Here is a 21,286-nt window from a genome sequence, read left to right as displayed (position 1 = left end):
GAATTGAATTTAATTTATATTTTTATAGCTTTATAGACAAACACATATGGCATCAGGTTTTTTTGCGATTTTAGATGATATAGCTTCATTGATGGACGATGTTGCGGTAACCAGTAAAATAGCAACGCGTAAAACAGCCGGTATATTGGGCGACGATTTAGCAGTCAATGCCGAAAAAGCGACGGGCTTTCTTTCAACACGTGAATTACCGGTGCTGTGGGCTATTACGAAAGGTTCTTTGATCAACAAGCTCATTATTGTTCCAATTGCATTGACCTTAAATGTGTTTTTTCCCATTGCGATAAAAGTATTCCTGGTGTTGGGCGGCATTTATTTAGCATTTGAAGGTGCTGAAAAAATAGTTGAGTACTTTTTTCATCGAAAGAAGCCGGGACATGAGGTAATTGAGGAACGTGAAGAAAAAAATGGAGATGTTGAAAAAGCAAAAATTAAATCCGCCATCACTACCGATTTCATTCTTTCAATAGAGATTGTAATTATAGCATTAGGTGCTGTTTTAGATAGAAGTCTAACCATCCAAATTTTAACCGTTTCGGTTGTAGCTCTTTTGGCAACCATAGGAGTTTATGGCATCGTTGCGCTCATTGTTAGGATGGATGACACGGGGTACAGGTTAATCAAGTATTCCAATGATAAGGGATTATGGTCGACGCTTGGGCACTTATTGGTTAAGTCGCTCCCCTTGGTTATCAAGTTCTTGAGTGTGATTGGTACAATCGCCCTTATATTGGTTTCAGGTGGTATCTTTGTTCACAATATTGAATATTTGCACCATATTTTGCCGAACATACCATCCATTCTCAAAGAATTTGTAATTGGGTTAGCAGTAGGCTTAATCGCAGTGGGAATTTTTACGGTCGCTAAAAGGATGTTTTCTTCCGGAACAGCCACCAATCACTGATCCTATACATAAAGCCAATTGGATTGAAGTGGATTCGTTGCATAGCATGTTTTTTTGAATTATATGGCATTTCTTGTTGATAATCAACTAAATATTTATATTTGTCTTGAGGTTGCGTAACAGTTATGCACCTGTTTTTTCACCTTTACCTTCTTAAATTATGATCTCAACAACTAAAACACAGCGTCTTTTCAGGGTGTTATTAGGATTGCTTTTGTTATTTACAGGTACCGGACACCTCACTTGGTTACATATCCCATTCCGTGCACAAGTACCTTCCTGGCTACCATTAGATCCCGATTTAGTCGTCAATTTATCGGGCGCAGTGGAGATTTTGCTTGGTATTGCATTGCTGTTTTGGGTGTCAAAACAAGTGCCGATAGGATGGTTAACCGCTTTGTTTTTCCTGCTAATTTTTCCGGGGAACCTCCAGCAGTATTTAACCCATGCGGACGCTTTTGGTTTAAACAGTGATTTTTTACGGTTATTACGTCTTTGCCTACATCCGCTGCTTATTATATGGCCTCTCTGGAGTACCGGTGCTTGGATTGCTCGGAAGCAACACAATACGGCTATACATAATCGGTGATCGGCTAAAAATATTTTAGTCTAAATAGTTTATTGTCATTTGTTATAGACAGGAAGCTCTGATATATTTGTAGTCATTACATCATCAAGTATAACAAGCTGTCTAAATGAAGGACGATATTTTAATACAAATAGGCAATCAAATCAAAGAACGACGTAAGAATAAAGGAATTACCGTTCAGGAACTAGCTGACAGAGCTTCGGTAAGTAAAGGACTGATATCGCAAATAGAAAATAACCGCGTCATCCCTTCCTTGATGGTGTTGATTGAAATCATCAAATCTTTGGATGTTGATTTGAACATTTTTTTTAAGGATATCGGTGTCAACAAAAACAATAAGACAATTCTGATAAAGAAAAAGGACGAGTATAGCCATTTTGAAAAAGAGGAAGCGATCGGGTTTCACTATCACCGAATTTTCACCAGAAATATTAAAAACTCAACGGTTGATATTGTTTTACTGCAACTAGAGCCCAATGCTTCAAGACCAATGGTAGAAACACTGGCTTTTGAATATAAGTATATCTTATCCGGCGAAATCGAATATAAATTCGAACAGGAAAGTGTCCTTTTGAGTGCAGGAGATTCGTTATTATTCGACGGTAGGATTCCTCATACCCCCAAAAACATCGGATCTTATAAGGCGGTTATGCTGGTGGTTTATTTTTTCGAAGAAGATATGGCCTAACGAAGAGGAGCTAGAAGGTAGGAACTCATTATAAGGAAGAATGGCGGAGCATATGTTTTGACATTGTTGGGTTATTCACTTTGACCGATTATCTCATCAGGAATCCAGCCCTCTTCATGAGTTGTTATATTTTGCACCCAACTCCAACCGTTTAAAGATCGTAGGATCATGATTTGCTCGTCCGCATTAATAGTTAGTTCTTTGGCGGAATAATTCTCCAACAGGCAACCACTTCTTTTATCTTCTGAAAAAGCAACGATCTGACGAGGTATCCACCCTTTATTACTATCATTCTCTGCCCAGATCCATCCTCTCCACTTTTCTTCAGTTTCCTCTTTTCCTAGTCGTACGATTTCTCCTTTTACCAGTGTAATCGGGTTTGAGTAGGGTGTTTTATAGGGTTTCAGCGTTTTATATTTCTTCTCCATTCTACTTAATCGCTGGTGACGCTATTGCTTCTAGCGAACGTTGGTTCGTTAAGAAAGAACAATAGATTCCTTGTTATATTTATTACGGTATTCAATCGGAGACAAACCGGTGATTTTTTTAAAGGTCGAACGGAAAGCTTTTGTGTCGGAATAACCAATTTCGTACATCAACTCACTTACCGTTTTTCTACTTGTTTCCAATTCTTTTTTTGCAGCTTCCATTTTTACCCGCTGTATATATTCTGTTACTGTATTGCTGGTTGCTTTCTTAAACCGTCTTTCCAAGCTTCTACGTCCGAGAGCAAGCATGTCTGCCAGTTGATCAACAGTTATTTTTTCCTGGAAATTTTTTTCAATAAACTCCTGGGCTTTAATAATCAGATCGTCTTCATGTTCCTTCTGCCCTTTAAACATAATGAAAGGTGATTGACTATATCGATCAATGTCGATCATAAACGTTTTGGCAATCAGTACAGCAATTTCTCTTCCAGCATGTTTCTCTACTAAATATAAGAGTAGGTTAGTATAAGAATAAGCGCCACCGCTTGTATAGATTCCACGATCTTCGGTCATAATTTTATCGTCAACGAGCCTTGCGTTCGGATATTGCTGTCTAAACTGGTTGGCAAATCGCCAATGTGTTGCGCATTGTTTGCCGTCTAATAGACCCGTTGCGGCCAAAAAGAAAGCGCCGACGCAAAAACTAGCTAATTCGGCACCTTGCATGTACTGTTTGACAACCCAGGGAATAAAGGCCGCATTAAGCTTGAGCGCATTTTCCAGATCACCCAGCATAGCGGGAATAATGATCAGGTCTGTTTTGCTTACCTCTCCTATAAGATGATCCGGTTTAATCGTATACACACCGTTTCGTTGGCTGGCATTCGGGTTAATCCCAACCAGTTTAATGTCGAAAAGAGGGGGTCTACCAACTCGAACAAAGCATTCGTTTACTTCTGAGAAAATCTGGTGCGTGCCTTCAATGTTAGTGATACTGGTGTGTCCTTCGGGAATCAGGATCGATATGTGTTTCATGACCTAAGATTGTTTGTTTTCTAATTGGTTTTTGCTTAATAACGCAAATATAAACGGTAATATTGTCGCAATCAACCACTTTGTGTTATTTTGTGCAATATGCTTATTCGTCTATTCCACACCCTGATTTTGTCGTTTTTCACCTCCGTTATTTAATGAATTCTGCATAACTTTGACTTATTAAAGTGTTATTTCGGCGGTCAAACGCGAGGTGGAAATTATTTATTCTGTTTTGATCTGAAGTAACGCTCAGATGCCAAATTAAAAACCATACAATATACTTATAAATCTGAGTCAACGCTCAGCGGAGAAGAATAGATAGCACCTATTTACCGATAGTAGGTAGGGAAGTTTAAACACATAAAACAAATTACTCCAATGAAAAAATCAATTATTTTGATCGCCTTTTTACTGTTTGTCTTAGAGGCGGCAAAAGCAACGGATAACGCGAAAGATTCGTTGCTGACTGTTTTTAAACAGTCGGAAACTCGCTTGTTTAATGACGTCGCCGGGTTAAGCGAACAACAAGTAAACTTCAAAGCAGATACCGCTAGCTGGTCTATAGGGCAATGCCTTGAACACATTACCAAAACAGAACATATGCTTTTAGGTATGGTGCAGGATTTGATGAAGCAGCCGGCCAATCCTGAAAAACGTACAGCATTAAAGGGCACGGATAGTGATGTGATTGGTATGATGCAGAATAGAACGCAGAAATTTAAAGCACCTGAACCTTTACAGCCCGACAAACAATCCTATCAATTGCCCAAAGTGTTGGACGATTTCAAGAAACAACGTGCAATTACATTAGACTTTATTAAGAATACGCCACTTGACGACTTACGAAATCACCTAACCATTACACCCGCCAAAGAATACGCCGATGCATACCGGATGCTTTTGTATATAGCGGGGCATAGTTTAAGACACACTGAACAGATAGAAGAAGTGAAGGGCGCAAGCACCTTTCCAAAAAAGTAATATATGAAGGGAGGGTGTCTTCTATGTTCGTATATGTAACAATTCTCAGACACCCTCTACATAAATTTACACTTTGTAATAATCCTCCCAGCCTTTTCTTGGCGGCGGCCCTACAAGTAGCTCGTTCGCGGTTTTGTTATTGGTTATCACCTTTTTGTCACGATCAAACAATAATTTCGTGTTTAGCTGTTGTGCTAATACACCTAAACAAAGTACTTGACTTAGTGGGCCCGCAATATGGAATGGCGAACGAGTTTGTTCTTTCCCTTTACAGGCCAGTAAAAAGTTCTTGAAATGGTTTGACGGGCTGATGGGGACTTCCGGTAATTTTGACGCCATTTCTTTCGCTTTTTCTTCCGGAATAATGGATAAGGTGCTCCCGTGCGAACCTCCCTTAAAGGTCAGTTCCTTACTATAGATAATTTTACCGGGATTAAGCTTGGCGGGTTCGATTTTTCCTGTACTTGGCGGTGGGATATTTGGATCCAATCCCGAAACACCGTATCCCTCCGGAATGGGAGGTAAATTGTTTACACCATCGTACCAAGTAATCTCTAGCGCAGGCATTTTCTTCCGCTTCGGAAATTTGAAAGATAGTGTTGATGCTTGCGGAAAAAAGAAATCATTATGGCCTTCGAGTTTAATGGCGTTTACTTCTTCAGGTAGCCCTAGGTTTAGAAACTGGTGCGCTGTATCCAGAATGTGTGCCCCCCAGTCCCCCAGCGCTCCAAGGCCAAAATCATACCAGCAACGCCACTGTCCATTTACATAATCATGATTGTAGTTGTGAAAAGGTCTAGTGGTAAGCCATTTATCCCAGTCTAGCGTTTCCGGAATAGGTTCGGCAGACGGCAGTGCACTGATATTCGTGTCCCAGCCATGCCAACGGCGCGGAGAATTCATATGCGCTGTGATTGCCGTTACATCTTTTATAATACCGGCTTCAACCCAAGCCTTAAACTGGAAATAGTTTGCTTCAGAATGGCCTTGGTTGCCCATTTGTGTTACTACTTTAGGGTATTTATCCGCAGCTTTCATCAGTAACTCGCATTCATTGAATGTTCTTGCCATTGGCTTTTCTACGTATACATGAATACCGCGAGCCATCGCCTCCATGCATATTGGGAAATGCGAAAAATCGGGTACGCCCACGGAAACCGCTTCAATTTGGCCTCCCATTTTATCGAACATTTCACGGAAGTCCTTAAAGCGCGGCACGTCCGGAAATTGTTGTAAGGTTTTTAGCGTATGGGGAGCGCCCATATCAACGTCGCATAGTGCAACTATGTTTGCTAAACCGGTGCTATAAAGTGCTTGAATGATCTCGCCACCCCGATTGCCTATGCCGCAACAGGCTAGATTTACCCTTTCGCTCGCCTTGGCGCGTTTTATTGGGGCGAAAGAATTGGCGTGTAAGATAGTAGGCGCAACGGCAGCGGCGGCAGATAACATCATTGCCTTCCTGAGAAATAACCTTCTTGAAACGTCTTTTGAATTCATGTTTTTTAATCGGTTAGACCTTCCTGTGCGTTTAATAACAAATACACATAAAAGGTTCTGTACTCTATTTTTATTGTATTAGTTTATCAGTAAGCTGATACCATTTAGTGTCAACCAGGTATCAATGCGAATTCGATTCGAAAGATAAGCTTTTGTGAGACAAATGTGAAAAGCTAAAATGTAACCTTTATGTTATGTGAATTTCGTAGACATACGGCTTAAAGGAGACATGCGAGGGATTTTATTTCAGTGCCTCAAAACTATCCTTAACCATATTCCAAAACTCGTCCAGCGCGATGATTCTCGGTTTAAAAAATGAAATCAAGGTTGGCCAATCTGCTTGGTTAAATACGCTCACAGGATCAATTTGGCAGTATATTCTGCTTATGATTTTTCCGTGCTCGTCTTCCGTATGCAATTTCCAGGACCAAGTTTCATTCAAGTATCCTTCCAGTATCTTTTTGAATTCCTTAAACTGCTCAAAGAACAGTTCCTGTATTCCCATATCCGGATGGTTGATTTCAATAGCGATATAGGCTTCTTTTTTGCCAGCATCCATTTTAAAATATAGATGCTTAAAACCCGTTTTGTAGTTGATCCAATTTATCTTCATTCCTTCCGACGAGGGTACGGAAGCCATGTATTGCCCAAAGGTGGTCCAAAAAGACTGTTTTAATTTAGAGGCTTCTTCTTTAGAATACAAAATGTCAAAATTAAACCTTTACTGTTGATTGCAAAAATACGTTTTCCATTGGTTATTAGGAACTAACTATCGGACTATTTGACAGCTTGCTTCTGTTTTTCCTTGCTATCACAAAAACCGGACTTGCAGTATATGCCATGAAATCCGTATCTTCCCAAGCGTTTCGAGCAAATGCAAAGCGATGAATCCATCGGAATAAAGACTAAACAACATGCTAACAGGCCAATTGAACCGCAAACAGCTTATTGCCATTCTCTTTTTGGGCGTGTCTCTATTAATTGCCATAGTGCAATGTACAGAGCAGGAATCGGGTGATGTACGTGGTAAAAAATATGCCAATCGTACGAGCTGTGTGCAATGTCATAATGATATCGCTCAAAACTATCTTCATAATGCACATTTCAATACCAGTAAAGAATTACACACGCCCTCTGCTACAGATAGCATGGGACTAGAGGAGAACGTATACGTGTTTAACGAGAAGACCAAGGTAGGTGTTGAGAAGCGAGCAGACGGTTTATATCAAGTAGCTTACGTAAATGGAGAAAACGTGAAAGAAGAGCGAACAGCCATGGTCTTTGGTGCGGGCAAAAGCGCCTATACATTTGCATTTTGGTACGGGAATAGGTTGATGCAAATGCCCTTGAATTACCTCGTTCCCGAACATGAATGGGTTAACAGCCCGGGATTTCCCACCGAGCAGATATATTTTGGTAGGGCTATTATTACGCGATGCTTGGAGTGTCATAGCTCCTTTGTGCAGTCTAAAATTATCGCTTCTGCGAACTTTCAACAGGAAGAAGAGTTTCTTAAAAATTCATTGATTGCGGGGATCGATTGTCAACGTTGCCATGGGCCGGCCGCAGAACATGTGCAATTCCACCAAGAACATCCCAACGAGAAGGAAGCTAAATATATGGTCAAATATCAAGAATTATCCCGTTCACAAAAAGTCGATATGTGTGGTGTTTGCCATTCGGGTACTAATTTGAAAATGTTGAACTCGACCTTTTTCTTTAAGCCCGGAGATACGATTAACAATTTACCGGAGTATACGAGTTATACCGGCGAAGATCCAGATGTTCATGGTAAACAAAAGCAATTGTTAATGGCCAGCAAATGTTATAAACTTAGCAATATGGATTGTGGTAGTTGCCATCAGACACACACTAACCTAAGCCCTGACCTGGCTGTCTATTCGCAGACTTGCTTGCAATGCCATCAAAAGATAAAGCATCCGTCATTGGATGAAAAGGCGTTACATCTTGCCAAAGATAACTGTATTGATTGCCACATGCCCGTCAAAGTCTCAAAAAGTATTGGTTTTCAAAGAAGTGCGAGCAAGGAAAAGATTCCATATAAACAACGAACGCATCGGATTGCGGTATATTGATGTTTTGGTCAATATTTTACTCACTTGTTGACCAGAATCCATTTTTTTATCTGCCTGCCTTAGACAATGAGGTTTTTAGAGCCGTTCGGGCTTGTGAATCCAAAACCGTGTAACAAAGTAGCCTCTGTGCTTAGGCATAAGGATAGCATGTATTAAAAAACCATTAGAAATGTAGTGCTAATGTCATTGTTTAATCTTTTTCGTATGAAATTAAAATAATAATTACATTACTCAGTTATAGAAAATAATAGTATATTGCGTTCACGATAAGATACTTACATAAAAAGCGAATTCATGAATAGATTATTAGCCGTAACGCTGTTTTTTTTATCAATGGTGTTAAACTTTCATACGGGTTTAGGTCAAGAAAAGAAAAAAACGAAAAGTGTACAGACAAAAAGAACAAAAATAGAAGATGATGATACAAGATTTATACAATCGTTAATAGATAAAGCGAAACCTGGAGATACCATAAAGTTGGCGAAGCGAATTTACCATGTACGTTCTTTGCAGCTGAAAAGTGGTGTTAGTGTCCATACCCTGGGCACTTTGAAACAGATCAAGCCAGATAGCGCAGAAAACTTTACCATGGGGAAACAGTATTCGGAGCATCCGCTCTTTTACGGTAATAAGGTAAAAGGCTTGTCCCTTCGCTTCAACGCATTTACTTATGGAGAGGCCGTTCGTTTGGATAATGCTGAGAACATAACGATTCAAGACGTGGTCGCTTTTGGCGATTCCACAAAACTTTATTCTTTTTCCGGTATTTATTTGTTTCGCAGTAAAAATATCAATATAGAAAATGCCGAATTGGCTTATTATGGAATGCCGAGAAAAAGTCCCAATTATTACCAACGGGGTACCGGCATTCGCCTTCAAACGTGTAGCGATGTAACCATCAATGAAAATCGTATTCATCACAATGGCGAGAACGGTGTCTTTCTGCACAGCTGTGCGAACATTACCCTTAATCGGAATAAGATCAGCCATAACGGAATGAGTGGTATTCAGGTAGCCTTTGGAAGCGTTGGACTTGAAAATACGTATCAAATTACAAATAATTTGATTTTTGCTAATGCAGCTGATGCAATCGATATTAATAATCCGGATATATCGAGGCAAATAAATTTAGCGGCCCTTATAGAAGGCAACACGAGTTATGATAATGGATGGGTAAAAGGTGAAAAGACACGGGACGGTTCTGGTATCGCTACATTGGTGGGGCTCAAAAATATCATGGTCCGAAATAATAAATCGAATCGGAGTAATCGGCCAGCTGTTTATCTTCGGGACTGTGATGCAGTTCAGGTGATTAACAACAATGCCGATAATTTTGCTGAAATCGTAGGAAGCCAAGGGCAAATCCATTTATATAAAAATACCTTTGCCGGCTTACGGTTATTGTCTGATTTGAAGGCTAAAAAATTGATGCTTGATTCCAATAATATTCGTTATTTAGCAATACCAAACGGAATTATGGTTGATAGTTTAGTGTTTTTAGCGAACGATCTAAAAGGTAATATCAATGTAAATATGAGTGGTCAACTCATATTTAAAGATAATGTTTTATCAAGTAGTTCTCCTAGAGGAGGTATTTCTTTATGGAAAGTTAATGGAGCCGTTTTATCCGGCAATGAAATATCTGCCAATAAAAGTGACGCTTTGTATGTGCATAATGAGGCCATGAATGTTGTTATTGAAGCGAATAAAATACGTTCTTCAACCGTGTGCATCAAAGACGCTGGTTCCCAGCAGTTGAAAATTATCAAAAATACTCTTGCTTCTGATACTTCCAATCGTTCGACATCGACCTTGATATCGACCAATCCGAAAGATTTAACCCTGAGTAACAATACCTATTACTTGGGTGAGAAAGAGGCAGAGCGGGCCGTGGAATTTGAGGGAGAAGGAACCGTTTTTATAGACGGAGAGACGCATAAATTATTCACCCCAGACGGTAATAATTAAGTTTCTCGGTGTTGCGTGGTCACGATGTTCGCATAAATAAATCCCTTGCCAGGTCCCTAGGGCCAACTCGCCCTGACGAATTGGTATTAAAATTGAACTGCCCAATATAGAGGCCTTTAAGTGCGCCGGCATGTCGTCCGGGCCTTCATAATCGTGCATATAATCCGGATCATTTTCCGGTACGGTTTTATTGAAAAAAGTTTCAAAATCACCTCTAACCGTTGGGTCAGCATTTTCATTGATAGTTAGCGAGGCCGACGTGTGCTGTATAAATACCTGGCACATTCCTGATCGAAATTCCCGAATGCCTGGAACTGCCTCTATAATCGATGGCGTAATAAGATGAAAACCACGCCTTTTACGAGGAATCTGTATTTCTTGTTGGAATATTTTCATGTTGAAACAATTTTTCTTTTAATCCATGAGCGTCTCTTGGCTACGGTGTGAACGCTACCAGCCTCTTCTGCTCTTAAGGGTTGTTATATGCGCTAAATGATGGTTGCAATGCCATGCATAAAGTCCGATGTTTTCGTCTAAGGCATATGTTCTGCCACTTTGGGGATGGATAAAAGTTCGCTTCAGATCGTCTGCCTTTAACGATTTTAATAATACCACCCATCGCTTATGTAATCCTTTTAATAAAAGCAGAGAAGGTTCGATTGCCAGACTTTTTGCGTCCGCTAATTCGGCCCAACGGTCTTCATAATAAGGCTTGATGACAGGCGTATCCTCCGTTAGGCTTAGTTTAAAGCGCACGAAGCTGTTTACATGGCTATCAGCGCAATGATGGACCACTTGTCTTATGGTCCATCCCCCTGGTCGATAAGGGGTGTCTAATTGCTCATTACTCAATTGCATTACTTCTGCGGCAAGCCGTTCCGGAAAAGTTTCAATGATGTCTATATAATCAGCTATCTGTTCTTTACTAATGATTTCAGGCCTTTGAAAAGTGCCGACGGGAAATTTTAATTGATCCTCCATTTTTTCTGCTGTTGTTTAACAAACTTAGGTAAAATGCGTGCTATTTACGAAATTGAATTGTACAATGACATTATCTTTTGCTTACCATACGCTTGGTTGAAGACCGGCCATCAATGAGCCTCTTGTCTTTGATTATAACGCCGTTTAACTAGATACAGCAAGGCAAGGCCGGCTATTCCCGCCGCTAAGAAGATTAAGCGAGGGATCATCGTCAATCGATCTTGATAAAACCAACCGGAGCAGAGAGCTCCGATGCCAATCCCTACTTCGAGCGCTATATACATGGTTGCCATGGCTTTTCCTCGATGAGCCGGGTCGCTTAAATCCACTGTCCATGCATTGGTTGCCGGTGATAACAAACCGGTTGCAATACCGTAGATAAACGAACCGGTCAATAAGCCCGGTACCGATTGAAATGAACCTATGATGGATAAGGAAATAATAAGAACGATAAGGCCAATCTTAATAATCGTTGTTCTGCCATATCTGTCAGATGTTTTTCCCGCTACGAAGCGAATCAGTAAAGAAGAAACGGTAAAGACCATAAAGAACAACCCCTTATTTTTTAAGCCGATATACTCGCTCCAGTCCGGAATCAACGTAAGTATAGTGCCATAAGCAAAGTAGGATAGCAAGGTCACAAAAGCTGCCGGAAACACACGTAAATCGATGATGTCGTTTTTTGTGATCTTAATTGATTGCGAGGAGAAGCGTTGTTTTTTTGCTAATGTCTCTTTCAAATTAAGTAAGATGCCAATGGAAAGAAAGGCCAGGAGAGAGGAGCAGTAAAAAAGCGTGTCTATTGAATAACTCGCTGTAATGGCGCTGCCGATAGCAGGACCAATGGCCATACCCGTACTAAAAAATAACCCGTGAATACCAAGAGCCTCTCCCCATCGCGAAGAAGGAGCGATGTCGGCTACATAGGCTGCTGTAGCGGTTGGCTTAAAGCCCGTGGAAAAGCCATGCAATAAGCGTAGGAATAAAAAACCGGAAACACTGCTCAAGATAGGGTAAAGAAATCCACATATAAAGCAAACGCTTGAGCCTACCGCCATAACGGGCACGCGTCCTATTGTATCAGTGAGTTTACCACTAAAGGGTCTTGAAATCCCTGCCGTTAATGTAAATAATGCTATAATTAATCCTTTATATTCTGCTCCTCCTATACTGCTTAAGTACGATGGTAGTTCGGGTATCAGCATGTTGAAACTCGCCGAAAACAAAAGTGAGCTTGAACAAAGCAACCAGAAATTTAGCGTGTATAGCTTTTGCTCCATTAATTGATATACCGTTTGTGTTCGATAAGTGAAGGTTGCAAAGATACATATCCTAGCGCTTAAGGAACAAAACAAGTGCTATTCGTAACAATTGCTATTTGGATTCATGTCCCTGATTCCTCGACATCCAAAAATCAACACGATCAATTCCCAGCTTCTCCGGGTCAAATATGGGTTCCTTCGTTCTCTTCCGCTGCTCCTCGTAATCTTTCAACAATTTGAGTGCAGGTTTGCGTAATAAAAGGATCGCTATAATATTTAACCAAGCCATCAGTCCTACGCCGATATCGCCTAAAGTCCAGGCCAATTTAGCAGTTTTTATCGATCCGTAGTAGGTTGCTGCTAAAAATAGGACCCGCAATAGCATAAGCATCCATTTTTTTTCAGTTCTTTTAAGCAGGTAACTGAGGTTTGTTTCAGCGATATAATAATAAGCCATGATCGTTGTGAAGGCAAAAAACAAAAGAGAGACAGCGACAAATCCTGAACCCATAGACGGGAAGTGGGCATTAATCGCCTGTTGTGTAAAGGCAGGACCTTCTTCAACGCCTGGTAGATTTTCGACTAGGAAGCCTCCCGACGGACTCTTTACATTGTATTTTCCTGTGAAGAGAATCATGAATGCTGTAGCTGTGCAAACGAACAAAGTATCAACATACACAGAAAAAGCTTGCACCAAACCTTGTGTAGCGGGGTGCTTCGTTTCAGCAGCTGCTGCAGCATGAGGAGCCGTGCCTTGGCCAGCTTCGTTGGAATAAATCCCTCGCTTTACACCCCAGGCAACCGCCATGCCAAATATGCCGCTGAAAGCTTGCTCTGTCCCGAATGCAGAACGGATGATAAGCATAAACATATCCGGTACCTGCTTGATATGTAATGCTATAATAATTACGGCCATTAAAATGTATGCGCCTGCCATAAAAGGTACTACGAACTCAGCTACTTTTCCAATGCGTTTAACGCCGCCGAATATAATGAGTGCTAATAACGATACAACAATCAATCCGGTAAGGTATTGAGGTATTTCAAAAGCGTGGAACGCACTCACGACGATACTGTTGCTCTGTACACCGGGAAGAAAAAGCGCTGTGCTGAAAATGGTAGCAATAGCGAAGAGTACGGCATACCATTTTATGCCCAAACCCTTTTCAATATAGTAGGCCGGGCCACCGCGATATTGCCCATCGATTTCACGTTTGTAAAGTTGACCGAGGGTAGCTTCTATATAGGCAGAAGCAGAGCCTAAAAAAGCGATAGCCCACATCCAAAAAATAGCTCCCGGACCACCCATGGCAATAGCTGTAGCTACACCTGCAATATTACCTGTACCAACCCTCCCCGATAGTGCAATGGCAAAAGCTTGAAATGAACTAACTCCTTGATCGGAAGATTTACTGCCAAATAGTAAACGTAACATTTCTTTGATCGATCTTAGTTGGACTAACCGCGTGCTGAAAGAAAAGTAAATTCCAGCTCCCAAGCACAGTACAATTAGAGCGTCACTCCAGATGATATTATTGATGTAATTGGCAATTTCCTCCATTTTATTATGCGTAAAGGTTAAGTAATTCTGTGAAAGCTGTAATGATAGAAAAAAAATGATACAATTAGTAATCTTTCTCTCTAAAATGTCGTTTGTTTAAAAAAAAAATCAGAATAGCCGTGCTTTATCTCAAGAAATAAAATGATTCATCAGTTGTATAGCTCAAATTTATAACAGTCAATCGGCTTAGTCTTTGGATAGTTTTAAACATCGAACTAAAAACAGGTGTAAACCATTCTTTTTCTCTAGGGAAGTACTAGCTAGAGAAACAACAGAAATCAAAAAAGTATCAAATAAATTTGACACGATGAAAATGTGATGAATTGTATTATCTTTAATAGAAAAACATACGGATTATTTGCAGCGCCAATTTATGAAAGGTTTTTTTGAGCAGTTGAAAACTAATTTAGGTTTGCGGGAAATCTTTCTTTCCAAGGAGCAAATGCTGACAGGTTTGGTGGATCTGTGCATGTTGCTGACAACGACCTACTTTGTTATATTCAGTTTATTGAGGAGCGTGCTGCTGGTCAGTTTTTTGGCTGTATTCTTAGTGTTTATCACTTGCTTTAGATGGTTAATACGGAAACGAAAGATTCGGATACAGTATGCAATTCATTTTTTGATTTTTATTATTACTTTTTGTCTGCTTGTTCCGTTAATGTATTTTACCGGCGGATTAAACTCCCCAATCACGTCTTGGCTTGCCCTACCTCCCTTGATATTTGTACTATTATTCGGAAATAGGAAAAATACACGTTGGTGGTTCGGTGTAATCCTTTTCATTCTAACTATTTTTACGCTTCTTTCTCAAAGTGAGTATGTTTTTCCAAATCTTATTGCACCGCATTTGCGCGATATACATTTATTTGTATCTACTGTCGGAGTGATCATCTGTATTTTCTTTATTGCTGTCATTGCCGAGCATTGGAAAAGAAATTTATTGAGCTCACTTGATCGTACAAAGAGAATGCTGGAAAAATCAAATGAAGCCGCTCGGATTGGTCAATGGGACATCAACTTCGGAGAAAATAGTATTCACTTGAGCAAATTTGCAGGAGAAATTTTTGGTTTAAAAGAGAATGAACTGTCTGTCAATGCGTTTTGTGGCCTAATAAAGGAGAAGGAACGTTTTCAATATCTTCTTGAGAAGCTCAAACAATCAAATCGCGATCAAGAGGGACGTATGGATGAGGTATTCTCCATTCTTTCATCCCGTCGATTGGAAGGATGGATCCGCTTCATTGGAATTCCGCTGTACAAGGGAGGGCAATGTATTGGTGCCTATGGATTAATACAAGATATTCATGAGCAAAAAAATACAGAATACAATCTGATAAAAGAGCGGCAACGCTTGAAGTACGTCTTGCAGGGTGCTAACCTAGGTACTTGGGAGTGGAATGTTCAGACAGACGAGATTTTATTTAATGAGCAATGGGCGGCGTTTTTAGGGTATGAGCTGATGGAGGTGCAGCCAATAACAGGGAGTGCCTTTCAGCGTTTTATTTATCCCGAGGATTTTGATAAGGCGAAGAATGCTATGGAGTCGTATTTTTCGGGAGAAACGGACATCTATCAGTGCGAAATGCGTATGATACATAAAGCGGGACATACGGTTTGGATGCTCGTGCAGGGAAAGATCTTGTCGTGGGATGATAAGGGCGCTCCGTTATGGATGTATGGTACGCATTTGGAAAACACCAAAGAAAAGCAATTACAAGAAAATTTGCGACGGAGCGAAAGTTATGCGCATTCACTGATAACCAGCATTCCGGATTTATTGTTTGTCTTAAGTAGGGATGGTGAATTTTTGGATTATAAATCGCATGAAAAGGATTTATATACCAAACCAAATCTGTTTCTCGGTAAAAACTTTAAAGATATTTTTCCTGCAAAACTGGGGCTATTAATCGAAGAAAAGATTGAACAGTCTATTCGTACTGATTCATTGGTCGAATTTACTTATAGCTTAATCTTGCATGAGCAGGAAAAGTATTATCGTGCACGCGTGGTCCCCTTCGAAGGAGATAAGATCATCGTTTTATGTAGAGATGATACGGTAAATTTCATTGCAGAAAGGGAACTGCGGGCGTTAAATGCAAAATTTAAGAGCATTGTCGATAATAGTCCTATTGGAATTGCGCTTGTTGAATATCAGACTGGTATTTTTCAGGAAGTGAATCCGGCAATTCCGATGTTTACCGGATATACGAGAGACGAGTTACTTCGGTTATCTTTTTCGGATATCACACCTAGAGCCTATCACGAAGCAGATAAGCTACAACTTAAGCAACTCCACAAGAACGGACGCTTTGATAACTATGAAAAGGAGTATCTTCGAAAGGATGGAAAGCGGGTTTGGGTTTCTGTTACCGGTGTCGCATTTACAGACGTAAACGGAGAAAAGAAAATCCTTACGATCGTTCAGGATATTTCTCAACAAAAAGAGCAGCAAAGGGCATTGAAGGCGGCCAAAGAGCAGGCGGAGATCGCAAACAATGCTAAGTCTGAATTTTTGGCTAACATGAGCCATGAGATGCGAACACCATTGAATGCAATTATTGGCTTTACCGACTTGTTATTAAAGAGTCCTTTGGGTGAAGCACAAAAAGAATATATGCGAGCGGTGTTTCAGTCCGGACAATCTTTGCTCGATTTGATAAATGATCTCCTGGACCTTTCTAAAATTGAGTCGGGAAAGCTTGATTTAGTGCTCGAATCGGTCGATCTCATTAAGCTGGCAAAGCAGGTTGTTGAAATATTAAAATATCAAGCAAATAAAAAGGGACTCGACTTTAATCTGATATTATCTCCCGAGCTACCCCCGTTGGTTTTGTCCGATGGTCAACGGTTGCGTCAAGTGCTCTTTAATCTATTGAGCAATGCACTGAAATTTACGGAAAGAGGAAGTGTTGACTTGGATATTCAAGTAGAACAACATCTTTCAGCGAAAGAAGTGATTATCCGTTTTTCCGTTACCGATACGGGAATAGGAATAGCGGAAGAGAACCGTGAGAAAATATTTGAAGCCTTTGTGCAGGAAAATTCATCCATTATTAAACGATTTGGTGGAACTGGCCTAGGATTAACCATCTCCAACAGGATACTTTCCTTAATGGGAAGCCAACTGAAATTGAGAAGTGAAACCGGAACCGGTAGTACTTTCTATTTCGATTTGTTGTTGACCTTGGTAGACACTGACCAGCCTTCGGAAGCTGAAAGGTCTTCTTTTACCGCGTCGGACAGCCAGTTGTTATGCGATGTTACCATTTTATTGGTTGAAGACAATTCAACTAACATGCTTTTGCTAAAGTCTTATTTTAATAATATTATTCCGCACGCAAAACTTTTAGAGGCCGGTGATGGGCAGAAAGCTTTGGAGTTGTTTAAAAAGTTTAAACCGCATCTTGTCATCACCGATTTGCAAATGCCTAAGATGAATGGTTTTGATCTGACCACGGGCATACGATCATTAAATGATGGAAGGGAGGTGCCCATTATTGCCTTAACTGCCGGTATTTTAAACGGCGAAAAGGAAAAATGTTTAGCTATCGGAATGAATGACTATTTAAGTAAACCTGTTTTACAAGATACCCTCCGAAGCATTGTAGAAAGGTGGCTGACAGAGGAACAAAAACAACTGATAACGTGTGTTGAGCAGAAGCCGGAAAACCTCGCGAATCTTGGCGAGCGTTTGTCGAAAGTATTAAATGTAAAAATAGAAGACGCTGTTGAAATCATCGAAGTCGCGAAACAGGCGCTTCGAGAATCTATAGTAGAGGTAGACTCCTTTTATAATCAGGCCGATATTAATGCAATAAAGCATACTGCGCATAAAATTCGAGCTACAGCACTTATGTTGGGCTTTTCCGCAATGCATAAAATTGCGTATGAAATAGAAACGGGCGACTTAACATTGCAGCAAATTCAAACAATGATTAACAAGCTAAAGCAAGAAATTCACTATGTATTGAGCTACCTTTTATAAGAACTTTTATTTATGGTTTCGAGCAAAGCTTAGACTAGGAGTATGGACGATTAGGGGTTAGCTGTTAGGTACATTAAGCTTGAAGGGCTGGTAGCTGCGATTTTTCGTTTGAGCTTTAGCATATATTAACTAAATTGCACTCCTACAAACTGATCAATATTGCCATGAAGCTTTTAGCATTTACTTTTATGTTAATTTTCAGTATCGCCGGTGTGCTTGTCGAAGATAGATTGAATGCACAAGAGTTGCAAGTCAGCACTAGAGACGGTGTGTTGGAAGGCGTTAATGAGTCGGGAGTTTATGTTTTCAAAGGGATTCCTTTTGCAGCCCCTCCCATAGGTCCTTTACGTTGGCGTGAACCACAGCCCGTGAAAAAATGGCAAGGTGTAAGGAAAGCCGATAAATTCGGCCCACGTGCCATGCAACGCCCAATATTCGGTGACATGAATTTCCGATCAAATGGCATGAGTGAGGACTGTCTTTACTTAAATGTATGGACGCCTACGAAAACTTTTCAGGAGAAACTGCCGGTATTGGTATATTTCTATGGCGGCGGATTGATGGCAGGCGATGGTTCAGAACCGCGGTATGACGGGGAAAGCATGGCTCGGCAAGGTATTGTGGCAGTCACTGTTAATTATCGTTTAAATATATTCGGGTTCTTTTCCCATCCTGAGCTAAGTAAAGAGTCTCCTTTTAAGGCTTCAGGAAATTACGGTTTACTGGACCAATATGCGGCCTTAAAATGGGTACAAGCGAATATAGCTGCTTTTGGCGGCGATCCGAATAAGGTAACGATCGCGGGTGAGTCCGCAGGGTCTTTTTCAGTCAGTGCTCAAATGGCTTCACCTTTATCAAAAGGGCTCTTTCGAGCAGCAATCGGTGAAAGCGGTTCGCTGCTTGGCAACCGACCTTTACCTACTCTAGCTGAATCTGAAAAGAAAGGTATAGCCTTTGCATCAGCAATAGGCGCTCCGTCATTAGAGGCTTTACGAGCACTTTCGGTGGATAAGCTATTAGAAGCGACTGCTCGTCCGGATGCAAATTTTGGTGTGAACATCGATGGTTATTTATTCCAAAAAAATCCGGCGGATGTTTTCAAGGACGGAGAACAGGCTAAGGTGCCTCTATTAGTGGGATGGAATTCGGAAGAAATGAACTATCGGGCCTTGCTAGGGAGTTTGCAGCCAACTAGGGAGAACTTCACAAAAGTTGTTAGAGAGCGATTCGGAGAAGATGCCGAAGCCTTGCTTGCTGTTTATAAGATAGATACGGATGAGGATGTAGAGCGGGTAGCAACTGATTTTGCGGGCGATCAATTTATTGCCTACGGCACTTGGCGTTGGTCAGATTTACACAGCCAAACAGGAGAAAACCCGGTATATCGCTATCTTTATGCAAGACCCAGGCCGGCAATGCGCGCGGAAATGGGCGACGCGGTAGCTGGTTTGGCCGGCGGGGTGATAAAAGGGGGAGAGGCAAAAAAACAGCGGATACCACTGTCAAAAGGAGCGGTGCATTCTGCTGAAATAGAATACGCACTAGGCAATTTGCCAACCAATAGGGTTTACGACTGGCAAGCCGACGATTATAAAGTATCAGCGGTATTGCAGGCTTATTTTGCTAATTTTATTAAATCCGGCGATCCAAATGGTTTAGGGGTGCCTGCCTGGCCGGCTATCCAGCAGGGCAACGCTGCAACCATTATGCACGTCGATACGGTTTCCGAAGCGATAAAAGAAAAACACCGAGATCGTTACTTACTGTTGGAAAAATTGGCTACTATGAAATAGTATTTTAACGAGTTTATGCGAGATCCACTAACGTATTTGCATGTCGTGATCTCCCGCCACTTACGGGCGGGCAGAAATACTATGTGACGATTCCAATAATAAGCGGCTCATCAGATTAAATTTTTCTTTATATAGCGGGTGTAAGTTTCCATCAGTATGGAAAAGATCGTTTCGTACAACGGGGATCGTATAGGGCAGTGTCCAAGCGCGAAGCGACTTGGCAACTGCATCCATCGCATTAATACCCTGCATGGCGTGGCCACCGCTAGCCCAGCATACCAGTCCGACTGTTTTGTTGGTGAGATATGGTGGATTTGCTTTACTGCTTATTTCCAGCCAATCCAAGCAATTTTTCATAATACCGGTCATACCGCCATGATATAAAGGAGTCAGCCAAATATGGGCATCGGCCTCCGTGAAAATACCTGTCATGATTTTCACCGATTGTGGTATGTTGACAAGACTGAGATCAAAAAAAGGAATGCCGGCATCAGCAAGATTAAATTTCGTGACCACAGCTCCTGCATCCGTTAGCCGGTTGTGAAAGTAATTACTGATGGTTTTGGAAGTACCCGTGTTCCGTTTTTCCAGGGCTCCGTTAAATATTAACACATTCATGTTTAATCAATTTGTTTGAATACAACTTTGGGCATGCCGATTTCACCATACATTAAAGCTTTAACACGGTAAGTAAGCAAAATGTTGGTGGCACCAATATAAATAGCTTCCGGAATTTGGGGATTGGCTTTTAAAACTACTTTTTGACCCCTGAGATATTCAAAATCATTCTTCTTTATTTCTTCTATCCATAAATCCATCAGGTACTCACGTTGATGTTTGCAGGAAATGAGATCGGTGAAACTGCTCAGCTTAGCGGCTATATACATGTAAACCCATTGTGGGATAATTGCGTCAATAGCACAGAACAGAGATACCGCTGTACCCTTATAAACCGACCAGTCAACACGTTCCATGTTTTCCTTAAACTCTTTTTCTTTAAGAATTAAGCCTTTATAAAGGTAAGGAGCTAGATCAAAATCTTTGAATTTGACGGTCGGTTTATAGTCCATTAAATTCATTGATTTAATATCCAATGTTTGTATTTTATTGGCTACATTCTCTATGCTGTTCATAAATCTTACAATTATTTCATATTGGCATACATGATTTGCAACGTAACCCAATAAAAGTAAAAAGCATTATTTTCTATCGTCTTCATGGCGTACCAGTTTATTTGAGAACACCCTCTTTAATAAGGGTATTTACCGCAAAGTTAAGTTCTCAAAGCAATAAACAAAGTGATTTCTTTGTTTATTGCTTTGGGATGACGTAGCTATCACTGCTCTATTAACCGTTACAAGAAAGATCAAATAACTTTAGATTACGCCTAAGTGGTTCGTTACGGTTTTAAAAAATCAGCGCATCCGATGGGCAGATACGCTGAGCTAACCAATTATAAAACCTAATATATATGAGAAGAGAAGACAAATTGAATAC

General features: G+C 40.6%; 18 protein-coding genes. 8 read left to right on the top strand and 10 right to left on the bottom strand.

Annotated elements, in window-relative coordinates:
* The first annotated feature begins 46 nt into the window (after positions 1 to 46).
* The 3 genes from ACH11B_RS00730 to ACH11B_RS00720 all read left to right on the top strand — a co-directional run bounded on the left by ACH11B_RS00730 (position 47) and on the right by ACH11B_RS00720 (position 2,199).
* The gene (locus ACH11B_RS00730; protein ID WP_130857977.1) at positions 47 to 922 is read left to right on the top strand and encodes a DUF808 domain-containing protein; all 876 of its coding nucleotides are present in this window, start codon (positions 47 to 49) and stop codon (positions 920 to 922) included.
* 160 nt (positions 923 to 1,082) lie between these two features.
* The gene (locus tag ACH11B_RS00725; protein WP_130857978.1) at positions 1,083 to 1,511 is read left to right on the top strand and encodes a hypothetical protein; all 429 of its coding nucleotides are present in this window, start codon (positions 1,083 to 1,085) and stop codon (positions 1,509 to 1,511) included.
* Positions 1,512 to 1,617: 106 nt separating this feature from the next.
* Positions 1,618 to 2,199: a helix-turn-helix domain-containing protein gene (locus tag ACH11B_RS00720; protein WP_377610283.1), complete on the top strand. Its 582-nt coding sequence runs from the start codon at positions 1,618 to 1,620 to the stop codon at positions 2,197 to 2,199.
* 71 nt (positions 2,200 to 2,270) lie between these two features.
* On the opposite strand, the gene ACH11B_RS00715 is transcribed toward ACH11B_RS00720, so the two are convergent.
* Entirely contained in the window at positions 2,271 to 2,627 is a 357-nt protein-coding gene (locus tag ACH11B_RS00715) for an SH3 domain-containing protein (RefSeq protein ID WP_013663530.1), read from the bottom strand.
* A gap of 48 nt (positions 2,628 to 2,675) precedes the next feature.
* Positions 2,676 to 3,662, bottom strand: a complete 987-nt coding sequence (locus tag ACH11B_RS00710) for a GlxA family transcriptional regulator (RefSeq protein WP_130857980.1) — start codon at positions 3,660 to 3,662, stop codon at positions 2,676 to 2,678.
* A gap of 378 nt (positions 3,663 to 4,040) precedes the next feature.
* Between ACH11B_RS00710 and ACH11B_RS00705 the strand changes: the two genes are divergently transcribed.
* On the top strand, positions 4,041 to 4,643 hold the full coding sequence (locus ACH11B_RS00705) for a DinB family protein (protein WP_377610280.1): 603 nt from the start codon (positions 4,041 to 4,043) through the stop codon (positions 4,641 to 4,643).
* 66 nt (positions 4,644 to 4,709) lie between these two features.
* On the opposite strand, the gene ACH11B_RS00700 is transcribed toward ACH11B_RS00705, so the two are convergent.
* Positions 4,710 to 6,143: a Gfo/Idh/MocA family oxidoreductase gene (locus ACH11B_RS00700; protein ID WP_377610278.1), complete on the bottom strand. Its 1,434-nt coding sequence runs from the start codon at positions 6,141 to 6,143 to the stop codon at positions 4,710 to 4,712.
* A gap of 241 nt (positions 6,144 to 6,384) precedes the next feature.
* Positions 6,385 to 6,846 carry a DUF4268 domain-containing protein gene (locus ACH11B_RS00695; RefSeq protein ID WP_013663526.1) on the bottom strand — a complete coding sequence of 154 codons (462 nt, stop codon included), beginning with the start codon at positions 6,844 to 6,846 and terminating at the stop codon, positions 6,385 to 6,387.
* A 211-nt stretch (positions 6,847 to 7,057) separates the two neighbouring features.
* Here ACH11B_RS00695 and ACH11B_RS00690 point away from each other — a divergent pair, with 211 nt between their 5' ends.
* Both ACH11B_RS00690 and ACH11B_RS00685 read left to right on the top strand, forming a co-directional pair.
* The gene (locus tag ACH11B_RS00690) at positions 7,058 to 8,239 is read left to right on the top strand and encodes a hypothetical protein (protein ID WP_377610276.1); all 1,182 of its coding nucleotides are present in this window, start codon (positions 7,058 to 7,060) and stop codon (positions 8,237 to 8,239) included.
* A gap of 294 nt (positions 8,240 to 8,533) precedes the next feature.
* Positions 8,534 to 10,207, top strand: a complete 1,674-nt coding sequence (locus tag ACH11B_RS00685; protein WP_013663524.1) for a right-handed parallel beta-helix repeat-containing protein — start codon at positions 8,534 to 8,536, stop codon at positions 10,205 to 10,207.
* On the opposite strand, the gene ACH11B_RS00680 is transcribed toward ACH11B_RS00685, so the two are convergent.
* From ACH11B_RS00680 to ACH11B_RS00665, 4 genes are all read right to left on the bottom strand, one after another.
* A complete protein-coding gene (locus ACH11B_RS00680; protein WP_130857985.1) occupies positions 10,181 to 10,603 on the bottom strand; it encodes a secondary thiamine-phosphate synthase enzyme YjbQ in 423 nt (140 codons plus the stop codon). The two genes, ACH11B_RS00685 and ACH11B_RS00680, sit on opposite strands and share 27 nt — an antisense overlap.
* Before the next feature lie 54 nt (positions 10,604 to 10,657).
* The gene (locus tag ACH11B_RS00675; RefSeq protein WP_130857986.1) at positions 10,658 to 11,188 is read right to left on the bottom strand and encodes a YfiT family bacillithiol transferase; all 531 of its coding nucleotides are present in this window, start codon (positions 11,186 to 11,188) and stop codon (positions 10,658 to 10,660) included.
* 110 nt (positions 11,189 to 11,298) lie between these two features.
* On the bottom strand, positions 11,299 to 12,468 hold the full coding sequence (locus ACH11B_RS00670) for an MFS transporter (RefSeq protein ID WP_013663521.1): 1,170 nt from the start codon (positions 12,466 to 12,468) through the stop codon (positions 11,299 to 11,301).
* A 94-nt stretch (positions 12,469 to 12,562) separates the two neighbouring features.
* Positions 12,563 to 14,011, bottom strand: a complete 1,449-nt coding sequence (locus tag ACH11B_RS00665) for a sodium:alanine symporter family protein (RefSeq protein WP_130857988.1) — start codon at positions 14,009 to 14,011, stop codon at positions 12,563 to 12,565.
* Between the two features lie 373 nt (positions 14,012 to 14,384).
* On the opposite strand from ACH11B_RS00665, the gene ACH11B_RS00660 reads away from it, so the two are divergent.
* Entirely contained in the window at positions 14,385 to 17,996 is a 3,612-nt protein-coding gene (locus ACH11B_RS00660; protein ID WP_130857989.1) for a PAS domain S-box protein, read from the top strand.
* Between the two features lie 164 nt (positions 17,997 to 18,160).
* The gene (locus ACH11B_RS00655) at positions 18,161 to 19,789 is read left to right on the top strand and encodes a carboxylesterase/lipase family protein (protein ID WP_377610273.1); all 1,629 of its coding nucleotides are present in this window, start codon (positions 18,161 to 18,163) and stop codon (positions 19,787 to 19,789) included.
* Positions 19,790 to 19,849: 60 nt separating this feature from the next.
* On the opposite strand, the gene ACH11B_RS00650 is transcribed toward ACH11B_RS00655, so the two are convergent.
* Together ACH11B_RS00650 and ACH11B_RS00645 are read right to left on the bottom strand one after the other, a co-directional pair.
* Positions 19,850 to 20,407, bottom strand: coding sequence for an NADPH-dependent FMN reductase (locus tag ACH11B_RS00650; RefSeq protein ID WP_377610271.1), 558 nt, complete (start codon positions 20,405 to 20,407; stop codon positions 19,850 to 19,852).
* A gap of 2 nt (positions 20,408 to 20,409) precedes the next feature.
* Entirely contained in the window at positions 20,410 to 20,922 is a 513-nt protein-coding gene (locus ACH11B_RS00645; RefSeq protein WP_013663516.1) for a DUF2480 family protein, read from the bottom strand.
* Between the last annotated feature and the right edge of the window lie 364 nt (positions 20,923 to 21,286).

It is taken from the genome of Olivibacter sp. EAT-5, from assembly GCF_044784325.1.
In the GTDB taxonomy this organism is placed as follows: domain Bacteria; phylum Bacteroidota; class Bacteroidia; order Sphingobacteriales; family Sphingobacteriaceae; genus Olivibacter; species Olivibacter oleidegradans.
Note: the sequence above shows the minus strand (reverse complement) of the source record. Positions and strands in the feature narration are given on the sequence as shown.

Coding starts and splice junctions, on each gene's coding strand:
- ACH11B_RS00670 (WP_013663521.1), bottom strand. CDS start 12,468: ATGGAGCAAAAGCTATACACGCTAAATTTCTGGTTGCTTTGTTCAAGC.
- ACH11B_RS00680 (WP_130857985.1), bottom strand. CDS start 10,603: ATGAAAATATTCCAACAAGAAATACAGATTCCTCGTAAAAGGCGTGGT.
- ACH11B_RS00665 (WP_130857988.1), bottom strand. CDS start 14,011: ATGGAGGAAATTGCCAATTACATCAATAATATCATCTGGAGTGACGCT.
- ACH11B_RS00720 (WP_377610283.1), top strand. CDS start 1,618: ATGAAGGACGATATTTTAATACAAATAGGCAATCAAATCAAAGAACGA.
- ACH11B_RS00645 (WP_013663516.1), bottom strand. CDS start 20,922: ATGAACAGCATAGAGAATGTAGCCAATAAAATACAAACATTGGATATT.
- ACH11B_RS00700 (WP_377610278.1), bottom strand. CDS start 6,143: ATGAATTCAAAAGACGTTTCAAGAAGGTTATTTCTCAGGAAGGCAATG.
- ACH11B_RS00660 (WP_130857989.1), top strand. CDS start 14,385: ATGAAAGGTTTTTTTGAGCAGTTGAAAACTAATTTAGGTTTGCGGGAA.
- ACH11B_RS00730 (WP_130857977.1), top strand. CDS start 47: ATGGCATCAGGTTTTTTTGCGATTTTAGATGATATAGCTTCATTGATG.
- ACH11B_RS00710 (WP_130857980.1), bottom strand. CDS start 3,662: ATGAAACACATATCGATCCTGATTCCCGAAGGACACACCAGTATCACT.
- ACH11B_RS00655 (WP_377610273.1), top strand. CDS start 18,161: ATGAAGCTTTTAGCATTTACTTTTATGTTAATTTTCAGTATCGCCGGT.
- ACH11B_RS00725 (WP_130857978.1), top strand. CDS start 1,083: ATGATCTCAACAACTAAAACACAGCGTCTTTTCAGGGTGTTATTAGGA.
- ACH11B_RS00705 (WP_377610280.1), top strand. CDS start 4,041: ATGAAAAAATCAATTATTTTGATCGCCTTTTTACTGTTTGTCTTAGAG.
- ACH11B_RS00685 (WP_013663524.1), top strand. CDS start 8,534: ATGAATAGATTATTAGCCGTAACGCTGTTTTTTTTATCAATGGTGTTA.
- ACH11B_RS00715 (WP_013663530.1), bottom strand. CDS start 2,627: ATGGAGAAGAAATATAAAACGCTGAAACCCTATAAAACACCCTACTCA.
- ACH11B_RS00650 (WP_377610271.1), bottom strand. CDS start 20,407: ATGAATGTGTTAATATTTAACGGAGCCCTGGAAAAACGGAACACGGGT.
- ACH11B_RS00690 (WP_377610276.1), top strand. CDS start 7,058: ATGCTAACAGGCCAATTGAACCGCAAACAGCTTATTGCCATTCTCTTT.
- ACH11B_RS00675 (WP_130857986.1), bottom strand. CDS start 11,188: ATGGAGGATCAATTAAAATTTCCCGTCGGCACTTTTCAAAGGCCTGAA.